Consider the following 23,521-nt stretch of genomic DNA (forward strand, 5'->3'; position numbering starts at 1 on the left):
GACACTGCGAAGAATGAGCAGATGTCGCACTTGTGCCAGTGGTGAAAGGGAGTGAATTTCGCAAAAATCAACATTGAACGATAACAGAGCCATTTTTAAAAAAACAATATAAACCTTAAATGGTAAAGGCTTTTACAATAGTCATTAAATAGTAAACGATACTAAACGCAAATAATATGGCAGCAATTATTAATAGTAAATTTAATTCAAGAAGTAAGGCACCGATAAAAAGGAGTAAACATAGTAATTGGAACCAAAGTTTACGTTCTGCGACCGTTTCATTAATCATTTCAGATAGGGAAGGGGTTTCTCCTTTTCCAACTTCCTTTCCGTATCGAAAGGTCCACCATAGAAATGGAATGATTTTAGAGAGATAGGCCAAGATTGATAAGCTCACAAAACCCAGTACATAAAACAAAGTAATAGCACCAATAAATTTCATATTTAGTAGTAGTGATGGTTGAATAACTGCTAATAGAAATGTGATAATTGACGCTCCAGTTAATCCATAAACAAGCCCAACAAAGAAAGTAATTCCCTTTCCAGGATTCTTTTTAAATCGCTTCCTCTGAATCTCTTTTATTTGCAAAATAAATAGCACTAAACTAAGGGATAAAAGAAAGAAACTTAAATATGATAGCTGTAGAGCTTTTTCAAAAAATGCTGCAATAGCACTGACCCAAATTGCCCCATGTAAGAAACGAATGATCCATACTTGCCATTTTTCGGAATGGCCGTGAGCCAAATAAAACATAGGAAGCATTTTGAAGCTATACCCGACAATTAAGAACAAAAACCAACCAATTAACCCTGACCAAAGGTGCATTAAAAAGATAGGTTGGTGAAAGGAGATAATGGAAAACCGGAAATTTAGGATCATCAGAAGTCCCGTAAGGACGGTTAACCCAAGATAAAGCAATGCATTTCTAGTGGCCGAGATAACTGAGTTGTTTAATTTTGATAAAGATATCGTTTTTAATACATTATAAATAAATGAAAGTGTACCTATAATTGTTAAACTACCAAATATAATCATTGGTATTAATTGAAAACCAGTAAGTGAAATGTATAGACCAATCACACCGACAGAATAAAAGGCATAATGGAGAAACCCTAATCGATTACTATAAATAGGCCTTTGGGTAACAACAGCAATTAATTGATAGATTGCCCCCATCGCTAGCATCGAAGCCCATCCGAGTATAAACAAGTGGGCAAGTGAAAGGCCGGAAGGAAGCCGAATTAATTCGAGAGAGAATGCGGTTGGATTTATTGCCAATGCAATTGCAAAGATTAATAAAGAAAAAAAGCTTGTTATGATAAAGGAAAAGGGAAGGATAAAGGAATCATTTTGTTCTGATGGTTGTTGGAAATTTAGTTGCATGATTGGTCCTCTCCTTAGTATTTTGTTAGATGTACTTTTGCAGTGTTATCTTCTTGTTCTTCTATTTCATAACTAATATGGAGATCCTTCAATTCTTCTAATAAAAATACTGGTACCCGGTCGTTATGAATAATTAATGTTTCTCCAGGTTGAAGGAGTTCCAGTCGTTTCATTGTACGTACCATCGGTTGTGGAGGTTGTAAACCTCGATTATCTAAGAAGTATGAAGTAAGTTCTTCCTCCTTCAGTAGAGATGGTGTAACATCTCTTCTTTCTTTTTTCTTTTGGAATAACGAAAAGAATCCATTTTCCTTTTTAGTAAATGTTGTATTATAATGATTTGTATCTATTTTTTCTACCTCATTTTCATAACCTTTTGCTTTCATAATGGTCAAAAGAGGTGTTGGTTTAATAGTCGAATGGAGAATGAGCTTTTCTTCCTTCTTCAACGTTTTTACAGTACCCATAATTTTCTTGAATGGGTCCCGTTTGTTAGATAAGTCTTCCCGTACATCAAGTATCACTTTGTTAAACATCGTTATCCCCCTCACAAATGATCTATAGTATAAATGTAGTTGTTATCGAAGAAAAGTGAAGTGATACAAATCACTACATGAACTGTTGATAAAATATAGACACATTTTTAGTATAGATCGGAGTTATTTAAAGAAATTATTGATATCCATAAAATGTTCATAACTCTATCCAAATAAATAAAAATAATGTGATTTTTTTCACATTTTGAACAAGGGAATCTATGTAAACTATACCTATAGTCGTTAGAAGGTATTAAGATAGAAGGTCGCCAAAAATTCTAGATTAAAAACTTCTACCAGCGATTTATAGTTTTACTTCCTTTAAATAAGAACCCAACGTAGTAAGACATGACTGGTTCCCCCAAAACCAGCATGTTGCCAAATGCTAGCGTTACAAACCCAAATGAAATGCATGGATTTTCGTTCATTATGACCCCCAATCATATGAACGAAAAAAACTACTAAAGAATCTTTAGTAGTTTTTTTTGCATTCTTTTAGAGATAGACTATGGCTACGTGTATCAAAACAAAGAAAACAAATAGGAATGCAGTGTATTGGTGAGCTCGTCTCCTTCTGCCAGTGGCCTTTTGATTACGGTATAAGCCAGTGATTATAAGTATTAGGAACATTCCCCCGGCAATTATTCCTGAAGCAAATTGCATGCTAAAATAATCTGAGCGCTGTTGATACACGAAAAAAACGTGCAATAGTAGGAAGCAGGTTGCCACAACTGCCACTGGTCGATGGGACTTCATCCATTTTCTTGCAACAGTAGCAAGTTTTTTCCTAATATTTCTGTTTTTAGAGTTTCTAATCCATAGAAAAATAAAATACATACTAAAGTTCAGTAATATGGCAATAACAATTAAATATCCAAAAAGAGTAACAAGGGGGAACAACTTCTAATTCACCTCCTGGTTATGAAATAGACTATATCTAACGCCAAGAATAGTAATAATTTAGGCTCTGTTAAAGGAGAGTACTGAATAATCACTGCGTTGACAATGGAATTTCAAGAATTACTCTTCCTCTAATATAAAGGTAGTGATATAGTGATTATTTTTCTCTTCTTGAATTTCATACTCAAATCCCTTTGACTTCATTACTTTTAAAAGGGGTTCTGGTATGAAAGGAGTATGTAATACTAGTTTTCCATTTAGGGTTAAATCATGTATGGCATTCATAATTTTTTCAAAAGGATCATTCCTTGTTGCATTATCTTCCCGGACATCTAGTTCAATATAATATCCACGTTTGTTTCCCCCTGATTGATAATAATTTTAACTTCTCCTATTTATAGTAGGGAAAGTTACTATATTTCTCAGTGATGGAGGTCACGATGGTGAAACTCCTTCAAAATTGTGATTTATTTCACATGATTATCTTTTGGGATTTGATACATTATGTATAGAAAGAGATTGTTATGGAATGGAGGAGGACCATGGTTCAATGTGAAATACATCATGTTGGAGGGGATGATCTCATTGTTGTCAGTGGTGGAACAAAACCCCATATTGGTGCTGTTGTCATCGCCACGTGGAGTGATGATCATGCGCAAGTTTTTAGTCATGGACTACCACATCATAAAGAGGAAGATTTATTTAAAGAGTTAGCTAGTGTATGGTGTACAACTTTCCAGAAAAATGTGGTGGTCTCTGGTGGAATACATGTGGACAATGCTACGAAGGAAGATATTAAACATCTAGTGGACAAGACTTGGGAAAGTTTTTTCCACTTAATGGCTGATCAGAAATCAATTCAGGAGATTTCATCTTAATTGTAAAGTAAGGGTATTTATGGAAGCTCCGATTGAGCTGAATGAATACTCTTTTTTTGAGATAAGTATCATTAATTTGATAAGTTGTAGTAATTTATCATCTGCACCGTTGTTTGGTACAATAGAGATGTATTGAATGGAACGAAAGGAATGGAGGACTCCAATGAAAATAGATATTAGTGATAAAGCAATTAAGTGGTTTCAGGATGAACTAGACGTGAAACCTGGTGATGGTGTTCAATTTTTCGTTCGCTATGGAGGTTGTGGTAATATTCAAACAGGCTTTTCTTTAGGGGTAGTGAAAAAGGATCCAGAAGACCCAGTTGTAACCGTAACAGAAAAAGATATCCACTTTTATATTGAAACAAAGGATGAATGGTACTTTAATGGGAAAGACTTTTCTGTGGATTATGATAGTACTATAGATGAAATTCAATTTACCCATGATATTCAGGAAGACTGACTGCTGAATCAAGCTTACTATAGGATTAAATGATATGTAGAAAAATGATAGAGGCACTTGGAGGAAATGTTTTCTCCAAGTGCCTCTTTATTTTGTTCACAAAATTGTGCGGGACCAGGTCCCGCACAAAAAATTCGGGGACCTGGTCCCCGGATTTTTTGTGTATAAAGTGACATTTTTGTGAACGGGCATCGTTGTCTAATAACCTCTCCGTCGTTGGTACATCAACAATAAGATACTCTTTTTTGTCCAGCTAAAATCTGTGGTGTGATGAAATTCACAGGGGTGGTGTGAGAATTTGCACAGTGGTATGTCACATTGGTTCTTACAATGATAACTACAAGTAAAGAACAAGAATGGTCACCTGGAGAGGTCAAAGGAGGTACAAAAATGAAGGCAATAGAGAAATCATTTAATTCCAAGGCGAGTATGAACTCGTTTTTCGTAGTAATCTTTTTATTTTTTACCATGTGGATCGGCACAGGACAATTTACAAAGGTAGATTGGATGTTATTTGGATACATGGTTGCTTCATTTATATTTTTTATTGGAATGACAGTCCGCCTAACTTCATGGGTGATGCGCCCGGCAACACATGAAATGATTAAAAGATCAATTCAAAATATGAAAGCTAAGAAACGTCAGAAAAGAAATGTAAAGGCAATTATCAAAACGTTGATAGACAATATTATTCTTCAAAAATACATCTTTAAACGTGGAATTTACAGAGGAATTCAGCACTGGCTTATTGCCTGGGGATGTATCGGATCACTAGCTATTACCTTTGGTTTAACCTTTGGATGGATGCATTTTAAGTTAGTGGATGCAACGACATACCAAGTGGTTGTATTCGGAGTCCCAACGCTTAAAATGCATCCAGATGGGCTACTAGCAGGGTTAATTTTTGAAGGATTAAACATTACGGCAACTATGCTTCTCATCGGTGTAATCATGGCGATCGTCCGACGTATCAAAAATCATGATACCCAAGTTACCCAACGAGCAGAATTTGATTTAGTACCACTATATATTTTATTAGCAATGACAGGAACAGGCTTGTTATTAACTGTCTCTTACAAATTATTAGGTGGTTGGATGCATCCTCAGTTCCAACTACTCCATCAAGTTACAACTGTTTTATTCCTAGTTTACTTCCCATTTGGTAAACTATTCCACTTACCAATTCGTCCAATGGCAGTTGCTGTACCAATGAATTATCAAGAGGAACCTGGTATTGATACGAAAGAGTGTGTTGGCTGTGGAGAGCTTTACTCCAGCGATGACCAAATCACGGATGTACAAACGATTTTAGGGAAACAAATGTTTGATTTTAAAACGAATGACGGTCATCAACTTTCCGATTATTGTCCAGCTTGCAGGCGAAAAATTCGCGTGATGAGCCAACTAAATATGAAAACTCCATTCGGTACTTCAGCTGAACCAGTACAGACGAATAATGGCATTCACATACCAGGGTTTGGACGGGAGCGTGCGGAGACATTCTATGATGCTAAGGGGGAAAAATAAATGACACAATTTGTTGTTAAGCCAGGTGTTAAGAATCTTCAACATGACGGTGAAAAATTAATTACGACGCATTGCTGCTATTGTGGTATGCAGTGTGGGATGCATATTCGAGTAAATGAAAAGACAGGAAAAGTGGTGGGAGTTGAACCGCGCTATGATTGGCCAGTAACTTTAGGAAAATTATGTCCTAAAGGAGTTACGGCATATCAGACTGTAGACCATCCGGAGAGAATTACGAAACCATTGATTAAAAAGAATGGGAAATTTGTTGAAAGTAGTTGGACAGAAGCACTAGATCTCATTGAGAAAAATTTCAAGGAACTTCAAGCGAAGCATGGGAAAGACGCTCTCTCGGTATTTGGAGGAGTATCTATGACAAACGAAAAATGTTATCTCGTTGGAAAATACGCCCGGGTTGCACTAGGTACAAGATATGTGGATTATAATGGTCGCTTTTGCATGTCATCCGCTGCTGGTGGCTTTATGAAAACATTAGGGATAGATCGTGGATCAACACTACCATGGCCAGAACTTGAGCATACAGACTGTTTCTTTATGGCAGGATCAAACACAGCAGAATGTCATCCAACCACCATCCAGTGGTTATGGAAAGCAAGAGACAAAGGGGCAAAAATGATCGTAGCTGATCCGAGGGAAACACCGACAGCCAGAATAGCAGATGTTCACTTAGACTTAAAGGCAGGAACGGATTCGGCATTAGCCAATGGCTTAATGCACTTAATTGTAAAAGAAGGATATGTAGATGAAGAGTATGTAAATGAACGATGCAATAACTATGAAGAATTAAAAACATCTGTTGAGAAATTCACTCCTGAATATACGTCGAAAATTACTGGAGTTTCAGTAGGAAAACTTGTGAAAGCCGCGCATATCTTTGGCCGATCTCCAAGATCGGTAGTGATGTTTGCAAGGGGAGTAGAGCAGCAATCAAAAGGTGTTGATAATGTTTGCTTATATACTTCTATGGCTTTACTTCGGGGACAGATTGGGAAGTTCGCTTCTGGCGTTGCGACATTTACTGGGCAAGGGAATGGGCAAGGCGGTCGTGAGCATGGACAGAAAGCAGATGCCTTACCAGGTTATCGTAAGATCGATAATCCAGACCATGTAAATTATGTATCTGGTGTTTGGGGAATTGACCCCGCAGAAATGCCTAAAGCAGGGGTCTCCGCTTATGAAATGTTTGATGAAATTCAAAAGGGCAACATCCGGGCCATGCATGTTATTTGTAGTAACCCAGCTGTTTCGGCACCTAATAATCATTATATTTGGGATGGCTTTAAAAAGCTTGATTTCATGGTAGTTAGTGACTTTTTCCTGTCTGAAACGGCTGAATTCGCAGATGTAGTGTTACCTGCAACGACATGGGCAGAAGATGAAGGAACAACGACTAATTTAGAAGGTCGTGTGATTCGAATACGGAAAGTTAAGGATCCGATTGGAGATTCAAAAACAGATTGGGAAATTATGAAACTAATTGCAGAGCGAATGGGAAAAGGAAGCTATTTCAACTATGACAATGTCCCTCAGATATTCGAGGAATTCCGAATAGCCTCCAAAGGAGGAAAAGCAGATTACTCCGGAATGACATACGAAAGAATTGAAAACGAGGATGGCCTATTCTGGCCATGTCCATCTGAGGATCATCCTGGGACACCAACCATGTTCCAAGAGACATTTGGAACTCCAGATGGAAAAGCAAATTTAGCGGCAGTGGATTGGCAGGAACCTAATGAAAACCCATCAGATGCCTATCCTCACATCCTTACTACAGGTCGTGTTGTTTTTCATTATTTGTCTGGAACACAAACAAGAAGAACCGATTTTTTAATGGAACAATGTCCTGAACCATACGCAGAAATGCACCCACATCTTGCATCAAAATATGCTTTGCAAGATGGTGATACTGTCTTTCTTGAAACAAAACGTGGCTCTATGTCTGTAAAAGCGCGTATTACAAAGGCCATTCGTGAGGACCATGTGTTTATCCCATATCACTGGGGAAAAGAGCTGTCTGTTAATAAGCTGACGAATCCAGCCTTAGATCCAACATCTAGGATGCCAGAATTTAAAGTGTGTGCCGTAAAGCTTAAAAAGGCATAACTCAAGGAGGAACGAACATGAAAAAAGTGATGTATTTAGAATTCGAGCGATGTATCGGGTGTCGGTCCTGCCAAGCAGCCTGTCGAGAATGCGGCGGCCATGATGCGAAAGAACGTAACTATGTGGAGTATATTGACTTCTTTGAAAGCCGTCAAACATTTCCAATGATGTGTATGCAATGTAAGGATCCAGCATGTGCTAAGGTCTGTCCGGCGAATGCCATTCAAATCACGGAAGAAGGGGTCGTCCTTTCTGCGATGGAAGAGAAGTGTATAGGCTGTAGAAACTGTACTTTCGGTTGTCCGTTTGGAATCCCTAAGTTCGATTTCGAAGAGAATAAAATGTACAAATGTGATATGTGCTATGACCGTACGAAGTATGATATTTCACCAATGTGTGCATCCGTTTGTCCAAGTGATGCTATTCGATTTATTGATCATGATGAAATGATGGAACTTCGACGACGTCGAACACAAATGAACTTAATTGAAGGGAAAAAGCCTTCGGAAAATGATAAGTGGCAATATGTACCGGAGTTCTTCGGGGTGTATTCCGATTGATATTAGACAAATAGCTTAGAGATAGGGGTGGGAAAGATGTCAAAGGAATGTCCAAAAGGACGACATGGAAAAAAATCTAATCATGACATGATTAATCTAATGGATAATGTGGATCAAAATGACGACTTGAGGTACAATCGCCGAGCATTCATCAAATCTGCTGTGGGTGCGTCAATGGCTTTAGGGTTATCCACCGTTCCCTTCAGTGTTCGGGCGATGATAGGGATTGCGGAACCGGATCATGATAGAGTGGAAATAATAGATCTTGCTCGTTTACCAGAAGGAGAGGCCTTTACTTTTAATTATCCTACGGAAAACGATCCTGCATTATTAGTTCATACCGTTAAAGGGGAGTTAGTAGCCTACAACTCGGCCTGTACTCATTTAATGTGTCCTGTATTTTACCAAAAAGAAAAAGATATTTTACTTTGTCCTTGTCATAAGGGCTACTTCGATGTCTCGAATGGTCAGCCTGTTGCCGGTCCGCCACAAAGAGAGTTACCTCTCATTGAGATAGAAGTAGAAAATGGAAAGGTATACGCTGTTGGGAGGCAGTATCGCCATGGGTAAAAAAGTATGTTGGGGCGTCATTATTTTTACCATTGCAATCAATGTTGTCATGCTTCAATGGACAATAGAGGCCTATTTAGGAAGAGAGTATGAACAAACTTTACTCTACTCTGGAGTCGGGATTGTAATGGCATTCGTTGCCTTTTTAGCTTACGGACATTTGCGAAAAATAGAGTACAGTTCAGAAAAAAAGAGTTAAAATTTGGTTCATTTGGAGGGTAACAATATGCCACGAATTACAAGGTGGGAACCAGAAGATGAACAATTCTGGAAAACCGAGGGAAAAAGACATGCAAGTAGAAATCTATGGATTTCTGTTCCAGCATTATTACTAGCATTTGCGGTTTGGCAAATATGGTCTGTAACAGCTGCTAGCTTAAATGATATAGGATTTAGTTTTACTAATTCACAATTATTTACATTAGCCGCTCTTCCAGGTTTAACTGGAGCGACTTTGCGGATTTTTTACACCTTCGTCGTTCCTCTTTTTGGTGGGAAAAACTGGACCATTTTTAGTACAGCGACATTGCTGATTCCAGCCATAGGGATAGGAATTGCTGTTCAAAATCCAGAGACTTCTTTTTTAACAATGGCGATCCTAGCAGCCCTTTGTGGTTTGGGAGGAGGGAACTTTGCCTCATCTATGGCAAACATTAGCTTTTTTTATCCTAGAAAGGCAAAGGGAACTGCCCTTGGAATTAATGCTGGGATTGGAAACTTAGGTGTCAGTGCTGTACAGTTTTTAGCACCGTTAGTGGTAACAGTTGGTATTTTTGGTGCTGTTGCTGGAAATCCTCAAATATTACCTGATGGAACTCAAGTCTGGTTACAAAATGCAGCGTTTATCTGGGTAATACCAATTATTCTGACACTAATTGCTGCGTTTTTTTGGATGGATAATCTGCCAGGAACAAAGGCTTCGGTAAAAGAACAAGCAGTTATATTGAAAAAGAAACATACTTGGGTAATGACATGGTTGTATGTCATGTGTTTCGGTTCATTCATAGGTTATTCTGCGGCTTTTCCGTTATTAATGAGAACGGAATTTCCAGAAGTAAATGCTGTCCAGTATGCATTTTTGGGACCGCTAGTAGGAGCATTGATTCGACCAGTTGGTGGTTGGATTTCTGATAAAATCGGTGGTGCCGTTGTTACTTTTTGGGATATTATCATCATGATTTTAGCTACAATCGGTGTAATCTACTACTATAATGTCGGGAACTTTACCGGATTTTTAATTATGTTCTTAATTCTTTTTGTAACAACTGGAATTGCCAATGGCTCTACATTCCGTATGATTCCTTATATTTTCGATAACCAGAAAGAAGCCGCTGCTGTTATTGGTTGGACTTCTGCTATTGGAGCTTATGGGGCATTTATTATTCCGAAGGTGTTTGGATGGTCTATTGATACTACAGGTACAGCAAATCTAGCTCTCTATATATTCATCGCTTACTATGCAATAAGTCTTGCAATTACTTGGTACTATTATTCTAGAAAAAATGCAGAAGTGAAATGTTAATGATAATCGAGCTGGTTTAACTCATTTTGTTTAAAGCCAGCTCTTCTCTTTATTATTTATTAGGATAAGGAACAGGTATGATGAAAGTCCAGGAGTTATTCCAATGAGAGAATTCAGGAGCAAAGATCTTATATTTAACTTGAGTAGCTTTCTTTGCATCCTTTATTTCTGTTTTATGTAATTTTCCCCCCTTTAATTTCAAATGATTGTCTATTTTAGGAAGATCAGAATGAAATTAAAACCAGCCTAAAACGTCATATAATCTTCATATATTCGATATTAAAAACTGTATATATAGTGATAACATAATAGATACAGGAATATTCGAATTTAGAAGGTAGGTTTTCTTATGGAAAAAAAACAATTACAAATGAAAAGGTTCTTTAATGAACTGTCTGAAGAAAACCAAAATCTATTATTAACTTATGGTTTAGAGATGTCGGTAAAAAGTGGAACATTTCTTTTTTACGAAGGAGATTATCCAGAACATGTTTACTTAGTTCGCTCTGGTAAAGTCCGTTTAAGTAAGATGACGTCTGACGGAAAAGAATTCTCTGTTCACTTGAAGCAGAAGGATGAACTTGTAGGTGAGGTTGGCTTATTTAATGAAATGTCTATTAGTGTAACAGCTGAGGTGCTAGAGGATGCAAGCCTTGTTCGATTTGAACGTCATGCCCTTGAAGAACTATTTCGTGAAAATGGGGAAATTGCGGTTGCATTTATGAAGTGGTTTGCCCGTCATACGCAGTCTACCCAAGCGAAATTCCGTGATTTAATTTTATGTGGAAAAACGGGTGCTTTCTATTCCACATTGATCCGGTTTAGTAATTCCTATGGTATCACCTCTGAAGACGGGACATTAATCAATGTTCAGTTAACAAACCAAGATATTGCTAATTATATTGGTACAACACGGGAGAGCGTTAATAGAATGTTAAACGATCTTAAAAAATCAGATATTATTTCCATGAAAGATGGACATATTATCCTCCATGATGTTCAGTTTTTAAAGGATTATTTACATTGTGGGGACTGTCCAGTCGAGATTTGTACAATATAAAACTCAAAGGAGGATGACCCAATTGTTTTGGGGAATCCCCTTACATTCCTTTACCATTGAGTTATTGGAATGACTTCAATGGCTTCTCCGTAAAATGATTGTTCTCCTTCTTTTGTTATTAAAGTACAGGATACAATATCGCCTCTTTGATCATTAGAGATTTTTCTTCTTTCATACGTTAATAGTATTCCCTCTCCTAACTCATTTTCTCCATGAAGCACTGAAACCTTATGTCCCTCTAGGGAACGATGTTTTGCCTTGTTAATAAAATCACTCCATTTGTAGAAACCATGGTATATATAGATTTCTTTACCATGTTTGTCATAACCTATATGTGCACCTTGATCATCAACATCTCCTTTTATCTCATTAGTGATAGATGTGATTATTTCATTAATTGTCTTGCAATCTTCCATCGTCACTTCTTTTGGAAATTGAAGAATTAACTTTTTTAGTTCAGGTTGATGTGTTAATACAACAGGTCCCCCAGCCCGTTTACTTAGAGCTAATCTATAAGAATTTTGATCATATGAAAACCCAAGTGTTGATATATAACTAAAGAACATTTTCTCTCCAGTGTATTTAATAATAACAGAAAGCATCATGTACCTCCTTACATTCATTTAATAGATTTATTTTATCAAAGGTTGTTATTAATGACTGTGGTAGAAATCACACTGGCTAGTTTCAAAAGGGAAGTTCTAAATTTGTTCACGAATGATTTCATTCAGTGTGACTCCTATCACATTGGATGAAATATATAATCGGTAAAATAGATAAGGAACGTAATGAGAAGGAAAGAGGGAAGTATTATGAAATGGTATATACCTCGAGAGCATGGAGCTTGGGCAATGCTTGTTGTCCCATATTGGATTGGGGCTTTTGAAAGTGGGGTTCAGTGGTTACATTTAGTTTTGTTTATTGGGCTATTTGCCATTTATTTTGCACAAGCCCCTTTGTTAACATATATAAGAAACAGGAAATATAAAGATGTTTGGCCATCCTTTTTTACGTATTTAGCGATTGGATGTCTGTTCACAATTCCTATCCTATTTTTACATCCGATTATATTAATCATTTGCTTATTGATTTTTCCTCTTTTTATGGTGAATTTGTTTTTTGCAAAAATAAAACGGGAACGGTTATTTATAAATGACTTTGTTGCCATTGCAGCATTATCAAGTTTGCTATTTTTGTCTTATAGTTTAACGGGGTCATCTATTGATGAAACGTCTATCCAATTGTGGATGCTTTGTATTTTGTTTTTCACAGCGAGTGTTTTTCATGTGAAATCTCTTATACGAGAGAAAGGCAATCGGTTATTTCACCGAACATCGTTTATATATCATTTGATAATTGTATTGGTTGCCACATTGATTCACTGGTATGGTGCAGCAATTGTTTTTTTATTAACGTTTTTGAAAACCGTCTTTGTACCTAAAAAATATGTACAAAAACCAATTCAAATTGGCACTATTGAAATCGTAAATAGTACAGTTTTCTTTATCATCATCGTATTATTTAGATAGTAATTATTTTCATAAAGATGGAAGAGATCGAAAACCTATGAGGGATATCATGTGATAGGAGCATTCCTGTAATGAGTTATTTGAGGTTTGAAGAAAAAAGCCCATAGGTACTTGATGTCCGAGGATTCGAAGCGAAAAGTGACCGTTAATTAATACGATAGGGAGACTCAAAATGGATTACATTTAATATTTAACAATCAAGCAATCTACACCATTAACAAGTTTACGTCAACCATTTGTGGATATTTATTTCGCGAGTAAAGACAATGGTTAGAATTCCATCCATACAAACGGAAACGATAATAAAAGGAAAACCTATTGTGAATCCTTTAAATTAATTCATAATAGTTTTTTTTGAGAGATAAGTATATGATTTGTTATCTCTGTCAAGCTCCAGCGACGAGCGTTTTCTTCAGTGTGCTGCCCTTGAATCTACTTCCAGTTACCACAACGGACAGGACGTCCTAATGTCGGGCATGCCACAGGACGTGGCGTTTTGCCCGATGAACGGACAGGACGTCCTAATGTCGGGCATGCCACTGCGCTTCTCTTACTGTCTATAGAAAAAGGTGAAGGTTCACGTTTTCTGTTGAGCCTAGAGGAATGATTGACGGTAGCTTGTCATATAAAAAAATATAAGGAATAATTAGTAATTTCCTTCTTACTTTATTGATTTTTATGAACAATGCCATTTCCAATTGAATAACATACTATGAAAAATATGTTTATAGAAAAGGAAGGCAACAATATTAATTGGAGAGGGATGGTCATGTCAGTGAGAAAGCGTACACTAACAATTGAAGAAGAAAAATGTCTCCTCCATCTTCCAGAGAAACCGAATGGATATGGTATTTTATTAGTTGGGGATCGCAATCATTATATTCAGGGTGAAACAAGTTTATGGACACAGCACCCTACTCGGAAAAACCTTTTGGAAGGGTTAATGGAAGCAGGTTATACCATTTTTTATTGTGATCAAGGTGGAGCGCATTGGGGGAACGATCGTCTATCCGTGGTATTAGGGCGACTAAAAAGCTTGGTAATGAAGACAGAAATTTTAAACCAGCATATTCATATTTTAGCAGAAGGTATGGGCGCTTTATTAGTTTTGAGACTTATGACAGATCCAAGCGTTAGTGTGAGATCTGCTGTATTTATAAATCCATGTTTCTATTTAGACAAACAATTGGAGGAAGAAAAAACGAATCGTTTTTTTTATAAAAAAATGATACAGGAAATAAAATCTTCCTATGGTATTGAAGAAAAAGAAATTGAAGATGTATGTAAAAAATTAGGTGAGATATGTGAGAAACTTGATCCTTCAATTCCAATAAGATTAATTCAGGCTGTTTATCAGGCACCGTATTCCATGGAAAAACAAACTCGATTTTTTATTAAAGAAAAAAAACAAACTCAAAAGGATTTAGAGACAACTTTCTATTTACCAGGGAAAACGATCGAACAATTCCTACAGCCTATTTTAACCTTTTTTGTTAAATATGAATAATTAAATAAAATTGTTTAAAAACATGTAAAAAATGATCTTGCAAATTCTAGTAATTTTTGTGATGATAATAGAGTTTAGTACAAAGAAGAAAGTGAAAGGGGCACTTGTTTATGAGGGCATTTTTAGGTCTGATAATATTTGCTGTTAGTGCTCTACTATCATTCTTCATATTAGAGATTTTCATTGAAGGAATGACAACTTTGAAAGTCCTTTCGGCAATCGGAATTGGATTCATCTTAGAGTTCCTTTATTACAGAATAAAACGTAAAGGGAGCGTGCCATCAAGATGATACGTTGGTGGAATATAATGGCGATAATCCTTGTCTTTCTCGTAGTGGGTTGTGGGAATGATCAAGAAGAGACCTTAGAGAAAGCAGGGATATTGTTGCCCCATCCAATTGATGACCAAGGATGGAACAGTAAAGGCTATCAAGGGATATTATCTATTCAATCTAAATTAGGTATACAAGTTTATATCAGAGAAGATATACATACAAAAGAAGCAATATATGAATCGGTAGAATCGTACCATAATGAAGGAGTAAATATCATTTTTGGACACAGCAGTTTATATTCAGAATACTTTATGGAATTGAAAGATAAATATAAAAATATTCATTTCGTCAGTTTTAATGGGAACGTTGAGGGAGAAAATATTACAAGCCTTCATTTTGAGGGATATGCAATGGGGTATTTTGCCGGCATGCTTTCCAGTGAGATGACTAAAACAAATCATTTAGGAATAATTGCAGCATTTCCATTTCAGCCGGAAGTTCAGGGGTTTGTAGATGGGGCGAGTTTTCACTCTCCTGATGTTGAAGTAACAGTAGACTTCGTCGAAAGTTGGGTTGATACGAACAAAGCCCTTTATTACTATGAAAATATGAAGAGTTCAGGAGTAGACATTTTTTATCCTGCTGGAGATGGGTTCCATGTTTCTGTGGTAGAGCAAATTAAAAGTGATGGATTATACGCCATCGGATACGTAGGAGATCATATTGATTTAGGGGAGTACACCATATTAACAAGTACAGTTCAGCACGTGGAAAAATTATACGAAAATGTTGCCACTGCATTTGAACAAGGTGTTCTGCAAAATGGGAATGAATATTATGATTTTGCGGATGGGGTAATTTCTTTAGGTGAATTTAGTTCCATCGTACCAATAGAGAAAAAGGAGCGGATTGAGCACGCAATTGAAATGTATGTAAAGACTGGAAAGTTCCCCCATGAGCATTCGGAATAATTTTATAGGTGATAATAAAAATGTAAATGAGTCTCTTCATTTACATTTTTTTTCATGACTGTTTTTAAATTTGGAGAGGCATGAAATAGAAAGTTGCTTCCGTGAGCAAGGCACTTGTGCTTTTCTTATTTAACAGGCATCATGGACGGAGATAGAATTGAAAAACAGGAATCTTGACTAGATTCAGAATAAAATCCCGAAGTTAATAATTAAAAAGGAGTTTTTCATTCATGGAAAAAAATAAAGGAATACAAAAGATGGCTGAGAGGGTAGTGGAGGGATACAATGCAATCCATGATAAGGATTATCAAAAAGGGAAAAAATTATTGGAACCACTAGCACCTCTACTTCATCAAGCGGAACGGCCCAATGTAACGTTTTTATGTTACTTATCTATTGCGTTAATAGGTAGTAAGGATATCGATGCATTTTTATCAACTTATGAAGAATTACAAAGACACAAGCCTAATAATAAGAAGGAACTAGCTCTAAAAGATAGGGTTGATGAGATGTTTCATGAATTGATGGAATCACTGCAATCAAACAATAACAATGGATAGTTGGGACAGGAACAACAGGATAGATGTCCTCATATGATACAAAAGAACCCCAACTAGACAATTTATTCTGGGGAGATCTTGAAGGAGGGAACTACCATGCATCCACATACTCCAATGTATCATCATGGTTGGCATAGAAATCAACATGGTCCGTCCCAAGGACATCAAGAGCATCACGGACATCATGGTCAGAATACCCGGTTTGGCCCAGTTTTACCATTTGTTGCGGGTCTTGCAGGTGGAGGTTTATTGGCTACGGCGTTTACAGGGGCTAATCATTCAGCACCACCACCACAGCCATACCCATATCCACCTCATCCAGGACCACCTCATCCACCTAATTATGCACCGAACTACGGCCCAAATTACGGTCCGAATTACGGTCCAAACTATGGACCGCAATATGGACCCGACTACGGCCCTGATCACGGCCCGCAATACGGCCCAGGTTTTGGTCCACAATACGGACCTGACTACGGTCCAAATTATGGTCCACATTATGGCCCTAACTACGGGAGATAAAAACGATGAAACTCCACCTTTTCCGGTGGAGTTTTTTATTCTTCTACTTGAAAGTTGGGATTGCAATTTTTTTAGTACTAGGTCATAATATTAAGTATAAGAATCAGGTGATTAACTAAATGAAGGAAACACAAGGAGGAACGGTTATGCGTGCGGGAATTATCGGTATGGGTAAATACGTACCTGAAAATATTGTAACAAACTTTGATTTAGAAAAGAAAGTCGACACAAATGATGAATGGATTCGTACAAGAACGGGGATAAAAGAGAGAAGAATTGCTGCAGAAGAGGTGGATACCTCACATATGTCCTACCGCTCTGCTGTGGAAGCGTTAAAGGACGCGGACATTTCAGCAGAAGACCTTGATTTGATTTTAGTTGCGACAGTAACTCCAGATAAGCCATTTCCATCAGTATCTTCTATGATCCAACATCAGTTGGGGGCACATAAAGCGGCAGCGATGGATATCAGTGCTGCATGCGCAGGATTTATTTATGGGATGGTTACTGCTAAACAGTTTATTGAATCTGGGGATTATAAATATGTGTTAGTAGTTGGCACAGAAAAATTGTCCAAAATTGTGGATTGGGATGACCGAAATACTGCCGTACTATTTGGTGATGGTTCAGGAGCAGCGGTTTTAGGGGAAGTTTCCGAAAACCGTGGTATTTTATCTTTTGATATTGGTTCTGATGGAAGTGGAGGAGATCACATTCAACAACCGGGGGAGTTTCTCCAAATGAATGGACGAGAAGTATTTAAATTTGCCGTTCGTCAAATGGGTGAATCCTCCATGAAAGTAGTTGAAAAAGCTGGATTGAATAAGGAAGATGTGGATTTTTTAATCCCTCATCAGGCAAATATCAGAATTATGGAATCTGCTAGACAACGTCTTGATTTACCTATTGAGAAGATGTCCCGAACAGTAGACTTTTATGGAAATACATCTTCAGCATCTATCCCTTTATCATTAATGTACGACTTAGAACATGGTAAAATTAAAGAGGATGATTTAGTTGTACTTGTAGGTTTTGGTGCCGGTTTAGTCTGGGGTTCCATTGCACTCAGATGGGGACGTTAGTAAACGTATTGATTATAGAAAATGAAAATCGCTTTTTTGAAATGATTTAATATTGATTAATTGAAAACAGATAATTGTTTTGGTGAAAGGAGTAGTTTACGTAATGGAAAAGAAACGTGTCGTAGTGACTGGTATAGGAGCAGTAACTCCCCTTGGGAATGATGCGGAAACAACGTGGAATCGTTTGATTAACGGTGAATCTGGAATTGATAAGCTAAAGAAATATGAGGCAGGGACATTTCCCACTGAAGTGGCGGGAGAAGCAACGGAATTTGATCCAACAGTCTTTATTGATCCGAAAGATGTTCGTAAAATGGATCGGTTTACCCAATTTGCTGTTGCAAGTGCCTTAATGGCAGTAAAAGATGCTAACTTAGAAATTTCCGACAAAAATGCCCATCGAATTGGAGTGTGGATTGGTTCTGGTATCGGTGGAATGGAAACATTTGAAACTCAGTTTAGGAATTATGAAAAACGGGGACATCGTCGTGTGAGTCCATTCTTTGTACCAATGATGATTCCCGACATGGCTTCAGGACAAGTATCCATTACTTTAGGAGCAAAAGGAGTAAATTCTTGTACAGTAACGGCTTGTGCTTCAGGGGCAAACTCCATTGGAGATGCGTTTAAAGTCATACAGCGTGGTGACGCAGACGTAATGGTAACAGGTGGAGCAGAAGCACCGATTACCGAAATGGCATTTGCGGGATTTAGCTCAGCCAAGGCATTATCCACAAACCCGGATCCTACGAAAGCAAGCCGTCCGTTTGATAAAAATCGTGATGGGTTCGTGATGGGAGAAGGTTCAGGTATCATTATTCTTGAATCTTTGGAATCAGCCGTTGCCCGTGGAGCTACGATTTATGCAGAAATCGTGGGTTATGGTGCTACTGGAGACGCCTATCATGTGACAGCACCAGCACCAGCTGGAGAAGGGGCAGTAAGAGCTATGAGAGAATCATTGAAGGATGCCGGCTTAAGTCCTGAAGATGTTACGTATATGAATGCCCATGGAACAAGTACAGAATATAATGATAAATACGAAACCCTAGCGGCAAAAACCGTTTTTGGGGAACATGCACAAAAATTAGCAATAAGTTCGACCAAATCAATGACAGGTCACCTTTTAGGTGCAGCTGGAGCTGTGGAGGCAATTTTCTCAGTAAAAGCTATACAGGAAGGAATTATTCCACCAACTATGAATTTAGAAACTCCTGATCCGGAATGTGATTTAGACTATGTTCCAAACAAAGCCAGACATCAGGAAGTTAATGTGGTGATGAGTAATTCCCTTGGTTTTGGAGGACATAATGTGGCATTGATATTTAAGAAATTCCAAGCTTAAAGAGAATAAATAAATAGTATATAGATAAAATCACCCATTTTTTTGGGTGATTTTATGCTTCTGTCTGGAATTTACTTATTCTTCATTTTTTATTTTTAAAAATTCATGAAGAGCTTCTCTGTTTTTTTCAATATCCAATTGTAAGACTGCACCTGCATGATTGTAATATTCATCGTAAAATCCACCTTCTACAGGGACTGTCATTGTTTCAATATCTTCAATATTATTTACTAAAAAACTCCGTCCATAAGATATCATTTCCTGTGAACTGAGATTGGTTTGAATATATGGCTCAATCGAACCTAAGAGCTGAGGAATTCTCTGTATTCCTGAGAGACTTAGGACTTCATCTTTTAGAAGGGAAAGGAGCTCCTGCTGTCTTTTTACCCGACCAAAATCGTTTTGACTGTCACTGCGAAATCTGGCATAATCCAGTGCATCTTCCCCATCAAGTATATGTGTACCTCTTGCAAAATCAATGATATATGATCCGGAATTGTTACGGTAATACATTCGATTTTCCACATCCACTTCCAATCCATTAGGTGCCATAATATCAACTATTCGTATAAAGCTATTAAAATCCACTTGGGCGTAATAATGAACATCTACCTGGAAATTTTCTTTTATGGTTTTCCTTAGGAGTTCCATTCCACCTAATGCGTAGGAAGCATTTAATTTATTATCACGATAACCGGGAATGGAAACATAACTGTCACGCATTAAGGATACGAGTCGGACACTTCCTTCTTTTGGGTGATATTGACCTAACATTATCGTATCTGTTCTTGTTACTCCATCATTTTCTGCATCGACACCAAGTAATAAGATGTTGATAAAATCCAATTCTACTTCAGGAGGGTGGAACTGGATTTCCTCATCAGCAGGTAGGACACCATTCCGGTTTTGAATGTCCCTTAGAGAATCTTCCCTTGCTTTAGAGTATTCATTTTTCACCCAAGCTGTGGTAAGTAGAAGTACTAGAATCAGGAGAAGAAATATTAATAGGATCAACTTCCAACGTAGCACAGTGACAGTGGTGGTTTTTTTCATGGAATGTCACCTCTCGTTTTTATTCACTACTTCTTTCAGACTAGAATAGATAACGTCATTATAGACTGATATTCAGTAGAAAGTTATTAATATCCGACTTGAGACGGAGGAGAGAACAGTCCTACGTCTGTTGGATTGCTTATGGTATAAAGGTATGCTTAATCTAGGAACTAATTCAAAAAAATTAATTGGCGTAGGGTTAGGGAAGCGATACAATAATAGAGGAAAGGGACTTAAATAGGATAACTAGTTTCCCATTTCCTTTAAAGAAAAGGAGTTTTTATAAGATGAAAAATATATTCGGAATACTGATTTTAGCAATTGGTGTTATTTTCTTATTAACAAATACAGGTTTAATTGACTCAGAAGCAACTAGTATTGTTTCTACGTTTTGGCCGATTTTAATTATACTTATTGGATTGAAAGTATTATTTGAAGGTTTTGTAATTTTCTTACAAAGTTTAAAACGGGATCGGTGGCATGTTGGTAAATTCATTTGGGGTGTATTAATTACTGCTGTGGGCACAGTTATCCTTGGAAATAATGCAGGCTGGTTTACCTTTAGTGTTTCAGATTTATGGAGTTGGGTTTGGCCAGTCTTAGTTATTTATATTGGTTTTAAAGTTATTTTCGATAGAGATAGTAATGTTGTCATCCATCTTGGTGGTGACAACGAAAAAGGAAAAAAAAAGAATTTAAATCATGATTTTTCGTCTAGTGGTAGCCATTCGTATAAAAATAAGTCCTTTCGCAATAAGCGCAAAAGATATCACTCTTGGGTGGGAGAAATTCAATTAGGCCGACAACCTTTTGAAATAGATGGTGCCGATATTTCCCTTTGGATAGGAGATGTTACGGTAGATTTATCAAAGGCCATTCTAAAAGAGGGAGAGAATTTCATTGATGTCAGATGCTGGATTGGTTCTGTTGACATACTCGTCCCAAAGGATATGGCAGTAAAAGCTGTTGCTGATGTTAACTTAGGGGAAGTGACCTTGTTTGATGATTCCTATTCTGGAACTGGTAAAAACGCCACTTATACAAGCCCTAATTTTCATGAAGCAGAGCAAAAAGTTATTCTTGTCGTCAATTTAAATATTGGAGATGTGGAGGTTTTGACCGTTGGCTAAGGTAAAACCTCTCCAAAAAAAAGTAAACAATAGAAACAAAGGTTTAAAGGGGATTGTCTGGGACCTTCTTAGACTTCAGATTAAAATAACGGTGACAGCATTCCTATTATCTTTCTTTCTCTTGTTTAGTTTCCAATCTTTTTATATTTATCCATCCAATGGAGACTTGGCATCACTTATATTTGGCTTACCACTTACCAACCCCCTTATATATGGAATGATATTGCTTGTTTTAGCAGTAATCTATTTGTTTACGGCATGGTTTTTTTCCTACACATATGGGGCATCCATAAAACGGACAATCACATACCTTACTCATCAACTAAAACAGTTTCAAAGGGGAGCGTTTGGAAAAACTGTTCAAGTCACAAGGGATGATGAGTTAAAAAAACTAGGGGATCAGATTAATGAATTAACGAATGATGTGGAGCAACAAATCGTGTCCATGAGAAGAGTACTAAATGAAAATGCAACCCTTATTTCCGAGGCAGAACGTGCTGCAAGTTTGGAGGAACGACGAAAATTGGCACGGGATTTACATGATGCTGTCAGTCAGGAACTATTTGCCGTATCCATGTCTTTAGGTGCAATGCCGAGATTAATGGATAAACATCCTGATAAAGTTAAGAGTTTGTTTCAGCAAACAGAGAAAATGGTTCACCATGCACAACAGGAATTACGGGCTCTTATTATGCATTTACGACCGGTGACATTAGATGGGAAAGGTCTTAAACAAGCAATTGAAAGTCTATTTGAGGAACTAAAACGGAAACATCCTACATTAAAGGTTGAATGGAGTTTAGAGGGATTTCCTGAGTTGGACCCAGGTGTGGAAGAACAATTATTTCGTGTTATTCAAGAAGGTATTTCAAATTCCCTCCGACATGGAAATCCAGGGAAATTAGTTTTTTCGTTTGCAAATAAAGGTGATCGTTTGCTTTTAGTATTAGAGGATGACGGTTTAGGTTTTGACATGGAACAATTGCAGAAAAAACAAAATGTCAGTTATGGGTTAAAGACCATGAAGGAAAGAATTGTTGAACTTGGCGGTCATTTTTCCATTTTATCGTATCCGAAGAAAGGTACTAAATTGGAATTTCGTATCCCAATTGTCAAAGGTGATGAGGAAAAGGAGGAAAATAAGGATGAATGATACGATAAAGGTATTGGTTGTTGATGATCATGACATGGTTAGGATGGGATTAGTTACTTACCTTAGCGTGGAGGATGATATTGAAGTAGTTGGGGAAGGCAGTGATGGGTTTGAAGCGGTTCAAAAGGCTAAAGAGCTGTCTCCAGATGTTATTTTAATGGACTTGCTCATGGATGGGATGAACGGAATAGACGCCACGAAGAAAATTATGGAGGAAATGGATAACATTAAGGTTATTGTTCTGACCAGTTACCTCGATGATGAAATGCTATTTCCAGTGATGGAGGCAGGAGCATTTAGTTATCTCCTAAAAACATCGAGCGCAACAGAAATAGTAGATGCCATTCGAAAAGCGAAAAAAGGAGAACCCACTTTCCAAGGGAAAGTTACACAAAAAATGTTTCAGCATATGCATTCTAAACCAAAACATGATGAACTCACAAATAGGGAAAAGGAAGTTTTGGCTCTCATTGGACAAGGGAAAACGAACAAGGAAATTGCAACGGCTCTATTTATTGGAATAAAGACAGTCAAAACACATGTCAGCCATATCTTGGCGAAATTAGAATTAGAAGATCGTACCCAAGCAGCCATCTATGCCAACAAACATCACCTTACATAAGGATAGAAAATAGTATATATTTCAAAGGGACATTTACCATCGTGTAAATGTCTTTTTAAAATGTAATTTATATGTTTTCGGGTAGCCAAAGGACATGGGGTTTTGCCCCGATTGAAGGACAAACAACAGAGTATTAGCTAGTAGAGGAAGAGGTAGCACCGCTACGGGGCACTTCGAATAACCATTGTTGTGCGCAATACTTTCCTTCTAGCATAGCATAATATATACATTGAAAATTGAGATAAACC

At 37.3% G+C, this 23,521-nt stretch carries 24 protein-coding genes; 19 read left to right on the top strand and 5 right to left on the bottom strand.

Translation table 11 applies throughout. From position 1 onward, the window contains the following. Positions 1 to 115: 115 nt before the first annotated feature. From KS419_RS16030 to KS419_RS16040, 3 genes are all read right to left on the bottom strand, one after another. Positions 116 to 1,384, bottom strand: a complete 1,269-nt coding sequence (locus tag KS419_RS16030) for a hypothetical protein (RefSeq protein ID WP_217067402.1) — start codon at positions 1,382 to 1,384, stop codon at positions 116 to 118. Between the two features lie 14 nt (positions 1,385 to 1,398). Then, positions 1,399 to 1,920 (bottom strand): DUF2249 domain-containing protein, encoded by a 522-nt coding sequence (locus tag KS419_RS16035; protein ID WP_217067403.1) that lies wholly within the window; start codon positions 1,918 to 1,920, stop codon positions 1,399 to 1,401. Between the two features lie 1,020 nt (positions 1,921 to 2,940). Beyond that, positions 2,941 to 3,162 carry a DUF2249 domain-containing protein gene (locus KS419_RS16040; protein ID WP_217067493.1) on the bottom strand — a complete coding sequence of 74 codons (222 nt, stop codon included), beginning with the start codon at positions 3,160 to 3,162 and terminating at the stop codon, positions 2,941 to 2,943. 200 nt (positions 3,163 to 3,362) lie between these two features. Between KS419_RS16040 and lpdD the strand changes: the two genes are divergently transcribed. The 9 genes from lpdD (at position 3,363) to KS419_RS16085 (ending at position 11,524) form a co-directional block, all read left to right on the top strand. Next, positions 3,363 to 3,698, top strand: coding sequence for a prenylated flavin chaperone LpdD (gene lpdD / locus KS419_RS16045; protein ID WP_217067404.1), 336 nt, complete (start codon positions 3,363 to 3,365; stop codon positions 3,696 to 3,698). Positions 3,699 to 3,861: 163 nt separating this feature from the next. After that, complete coding sequence (locus KS419_RS16050) at positions 3,862 to 4,161, top strand: HesB/YadR/YfhF family protein (RefSeq protein WP_217067405.1); 300 nt, start codon at positions 3,862 to 3,864, stop codon at positions 4,159 to 4,161. A 390-nt stretch (positions 4,162 to 4,551) separates the two neighbouring features. Then, positions 4,552 to 5,688, top strand: coding sequence for an ATP synthase subunit B family protein (locus KS419_RS16055; protein ID WP_217067406.1), 1,137 nt, complete (start codon positions 4,552 to 4,554; stop codon positions 5,686 to 5,688). After that, positions 5,689 to 7,812, top strand: coding sequence for a formate dehydrogenase subunit alpha (fdhF, locus tag KS419_RS16060; RefSeq protein ID WP_217067407.1), 2,124 nt, complete (start codon positions 5,689 to 5,691; stop codon positions 7,810 to 7,812). It abuts the gene before it with no gap. A 17-nt stretch (positions 7,813 to 7,829) separates the two neighbouring features. Next, positions 7,830 to 8,372: a 4Fe-4S dicluster domain-containing protein gene (locus KS419_RS16065; protein ID WP_217067408.1), complete on the top strand. Its 543-nt coding sequence runs from the start codon at positions 7,830 to 7,832 to the stop codon at positions 8,370 to 8,372. 36 nt (positions 8,373 to 8,408) lie between these two features. Further along, positions 8,409 to 8,942, top strand: a complete 534-nt coding sequence (locus KS419_RS16070; protein ID WP_217067409.1) for a QcrA and Rieske domain-containing protein — start codon at positions 8,409 to 8,411, stop codon at positions 8,940 to 8,942. Continuing rightward, positions 8,935 to 9,141: a hypothetical protein gene (locus tag KS419_RS16075; protein ID WP_217067410.1), complete on the top strand. Its 207-nt coding sequence runs from the start codon at positions 8,935 to 8,937 to the stop codon at positions 9,139 to 9,141. Before KS419_RS16070 ends, KS419_RS16075 begins: the two co-directional genes overlap by 8 nt. A gap of 27 nt (positions 9,142 to 9,168) precedes the next feature. After that, positions 9,169 to 10,464 (top strand): NarK family nitrate/nitrite MFS transporter, encoded by a 1,296-nt coding sequence (locus KS419_RS16080; protein ID WP_217067411.1) that lies wholly within the window; start codon positions 9,169 to 9,171, stop codon positions 10,462 to 10,464. Positions 10,465 to 10,813: 349 nt separating this feature from the next. Beyond that, the gene (locus KS419_RS16085; RefSeq protein ID WP_217067412.1) at positions 10,814 to 11,524 is read left to right on the top strand and encodes a Crp/Fnr family transcriptional regulator; all 711 of its coding nucleotides are present in this window, start codon (positions 10,814 to 10,816) and stop codon (positions 11,522 to 11,524) included. Between the two features lie 50 nt (positions 11,525 to 11,574). Here the strand turns inward: KS419_RS16085 and KS419_RS16090 are convergent, their stop codons facing one another. Further along, the gene (locus KS419_RS16090; protein ID WP_217067413.1) at positions 11,575 to 12,126 is read right to left on the bottom strand and encodes a hypothetical protein; all 552 of its coding nucleotides are present in this window, start codon (positions 12,124 to 12,126) and stop codon (positions 11,575 to 11,577) included. Between the two features lie 210 nt (positions 12,127 to 12,336). On the opposite strand from KS419_RS16090, the gene KS419_RS16095 reads away from it, so the two are divergent. The 7 genes from KS419_RS16095 (at position 12,337) to fabF (ending at position 19,315) form a co-directional block, all read left to right on the top strand. Then, positions 12,337 to 13,053, top strand: a complete 717-nt coding sequence (locus KS419_RS16095) for a YwiC-like family protein (protein ID WP_217067414.1) — start codon at positions 12,337 to 12,339, stop codon at positions 13,051 to 13,053. 769 nt (positions 13,054 to 13,822) lie between these two features. Continuing rightward, positions 13,823 to 14,560 carry a hypothetical protein gene (locus tag KS419_RS16100; RefSeq protein WP_217067415.1) on the top strand — a complete coding sequence of 246 codons (738 nt, stop codon included), beginning with the start codon at positions 13,823 to 13,825 and terminating at the stop codon, positions 14,558 to 14,560. A 307-nt stretch (positions 14,561 to 14,867) separates the two neighbouring features. After that, positions 14,868 to 15,806: a BMP family ABC transporter substrate-binding protein gene (locus tag KS419_RS16105; RefSeq protein ID WP_246594212.1), complete on the top strand. Its 939-nt coding sequence runs from the start codon at positions 14,868 to 14,870 to the stop codon at positions 15,804 to 15,806. Positions 15,807 to 16,036: 230 nt separating this feature from the next. Next, the gene (locus KS419_RS16110; protein WP_217067417.1) at positions 16,037 to 16,366 is read left to right on the top strand and encodes a hypothetical protein; all 330 of its coding nucleotides are present in this window, start codon (positions 16,037 to 16,039) and stop codon (positions 16,364 to 16,366) included. 96 nt (positions 16,367 to 16,462) lie between these two features. Next, positions 16,463 to 16,888 carry a hypothetical protein gene (locus KS419_RS24995; RefSeq protein ID WP_246594213.1) on the top strand — a complete coding sequence of 142 codons (426 nt, stop codon included), beginning with the start codon at positions 16,463 to 16,465 and terminating at the stop codon, positions 16,886 to 16,888. Positions 16,889 to 17,034: 146 nt separating this feature from the next. Beyond that, positions 17,035 to 17,970 carry a beta-ketoacyl-ACP synthase III gene (locus KS419_RS16120; protein ID WP_217067495.1) on the top strand — a complete coding sequence of 312 codons (936 nt, stop codon included), beginning with the start codon at positions 17,035 to 17,037 and terminating at the stop codon, positions 17,968 to 17,970. 103 nt (positions 17,971 to 18,073) lie between these two features. Then, on the top strand, positions 18,074 to 19,315 hold the full coding sequence (gene fabF / locus KS419_RS16125; protein ID WP_217067418.1) for a beta-ketoacyl-ACP synthase II: 1,242 nt from the start codon (positions 18,074 to 18,076) through the stop codon (positions 19,313 to 19,315). Positions 19,316 to 19,390: 75 nt separating this feature from the next. Here fabF and KS419_RS16130 read toward each other — a convergent pair whose 3' ends face one another. Then, complete coding sequence (locus KS419_RS16130; RefSeq protein WP_217067419.1) at positions 19,391 to 20,368, bottom strand: LCP family protein; 978 nt, start codon at positions 20,366 to 20,368, stop codon at positions 19,391 to 19,393. A 287-nt stretch (positions 20,369 to 20,655) separates the two neighbouring features. On the opposite strand from KS419_RS16130, the gene liaF reads away from it, so the two are divergent. The 3 genes from liaF to KS419_RS16145 are packed head-to-tail and all read left to right on the top strand — an operon-like array spanning position 20,656 to position 23,273. After that, positions 20,656 to 21,498 carry a cell wall-active antibiotics response protein LiaF gene (gene liaF / locus KS419_RS16135; protein ID WP_217067420.1) on the top strand — a complete coding sequence of 281 codons (843 nt, stop codon included), beginning with the start codon at positions 20,656 to 20,658 and terminating at the stop codon, positions 21,496 to 21,498. Beyond that, the gene (locus KS419_RS16140; protein ID WP_217067421.1) at positions 21,491 to 22,651 is read left to right on the top strand and encodes a sensor histidine kinase; all 1,161 of its coding nucleotides are present in this window, start codon (positions 21,491 to 21,493) and stop codon (positions 22,649 to 22,651) included. The genes liaF and KS419_RS16140 overlap by 8 nt, the downstream gene beginning before the upstream one ends. Beyond that, positions 22,644 to 23,273, top strand: coding sequence for a response regulator transcription factor (locus KS419_RS16145; protein ID WP_217067422.1), 630 nt, complete (start codon positions 22,644 to 22,646; stop codon positions 23,271 to 23,273). The genes KS419_RS16140 and KS419_RS16145 overlap by 8 nt, the downstream gene beginning before the upstream one ends. Positions 23,274 to 23,521 lie beyond the last annotated feature (248 nt).

The sequence above is a fragment of the Evansella tamaricis genome, from assembly GCF_019042215.1.
GTDB classification, from domain to species: Bacteria; Bacillota; Bacilli; order Bacillales; family Salisediminibacteriaceae; genus Evansella; species Evansella tamaricis.

Coding starts and splice junctions, on each gene's coding strand:
- KS419_RS16095 (WP_217067414.1), top strand. CDS start 12,337: ATGAAATGGTATATACCTCGAGAGCATGGAGCTTGGGCAATGCTTGTT.
- KS419_RS16100 (WP_217067415.1), top strand. CDS start 13,823: ATGTCAGTGAGAAAGCGTACACTAACAATTGAAGAAGAAAAATGTCTC.
- liaF (WP_217067420.1), top strand. CDS start 20,656: ATGAAAAATATATTCGGAATACTGATTTTAGCAATTGGTGTTATTTTC.
- KS419_RS16050 (WP_217067405.1), top strand. CDS start 3,862: ATGAAAATAGATATTAGTGATAAAGCAATTAAGTGGTTTCAGGATGAA.
- KS419_RS16105 (WP_246594212.1), top strand. CDS start 14,868: ATGGCGATAATCCTTGTCTTTCTCGTAGTGGGTTGTGGGAATGATCAA.
- fdhF (WP_217067407.1), top strand. CDS start 5,689: ATGACACAATTTGTTGTTAAGCCAGGTGTTAAGAATCTTCAACATGAC.
- KS419_RS16110 (WP_217067417.1), top strand. CDS start 16,037: ATGGAAAAAAATAAAGGAATACAAAAGATGGCTGAGAGGGTAGTGGAG.
- KS419_RS16065 (WP_217067408.1), top strand. CDS start 7,830: ATGAAAAAAGTGATGTATTTAGAATTCGAGCGATGTATCGGGTGTCGG.
- KS419_RS16035 (WP_217067403.1), bottom strand. CDS start 1,920: ATGTTTAACAAAGTGATACTTGATGTACGGGAAGACTTATCTAACAAA.
- KS419_RS16070 (WP_217067409.1), top strand. CDS start 8,409: ATGTCAAAGGAATGTCCAAAAGGACGACATGGAAAAAAATCTAATCAT.
- KS419_RS16080 (WP_217067411.1), top strand. CDS start 9,169: ATGCCACGAATTACAAGGTGGGAACCAGAAGATGAACAATTCTGGAAA.
- KS419_RS16145 (WP_217067422.1), top strand. CDS start 22,644: ATGAATGATACGATAAAGGTATTGGTTGTTGATGATCATGACATGGTT.
- lpdD (WP_217067404.1), top strand. CDS start 3,363: ATGGTTCAATGTGAAATACATCATGTTGGAGGGGATGATCTCATTGTT.
- KS419_RS16085 (WP_217067412.1), top strand. CDS start 10,814: ATGGAAAAAAAACAATTACAAATGAAAAGGTTCTTTAATGAACTGTCT.
- fabF (WP_217067418.1), top strand. CDS start 18,074: ATGGAAAAGAAACGTGTCGTAGTGACTGGTATAGGAGCAGTAACTCCC.
- KS419_RS16075 (WP_217067410.1), top strand. CDS start 8,935: ATGGGTAAAAAAGTATGTTGGGGCGTCATTATTTTTACCATTGCAATC.
- KS419_RS16055 (WP_217067406.1), top strand. CDS start 4,552: ATGAAGGCAATAGAGAAATCATTTAATTCCAAGGCGAGTATGAACTCG.
- KS419_RS16130 (WP_217067419.1), bottom strand. CDS start 20,368: ATGAAAAAAACCACCACTGTCACTGTGCTACGTTGGAAGTTGATCCTA.
- KS419_RS16090 (WP_217067413.1), bottom strand. CDS start 12,126: ATGCTTTCTGTTATTATTAAATACACTGGAGAGAAAATGTTCTTTAGT.
- KS419_RS16120 (WP_217067495.1), top strand. CDS start 17,035: ATGCGTGCGGGAATTATCGGTATGGGTAAATACGTACCTGAAAATATT.
- KS419_RS16030 (WP_217067402.1), bottom strand. CDS start 1,384: ATGCAACTAAATTTCCAACAACCATCAGAACAAAATGATTCCTTTATC.
- KS419_RS24995 (WP_246594213.1), top strand. CDS start 16,463: ATGCATCCACATACTCCAATGTATCATCATGGTTGGCATAGAAATCAA.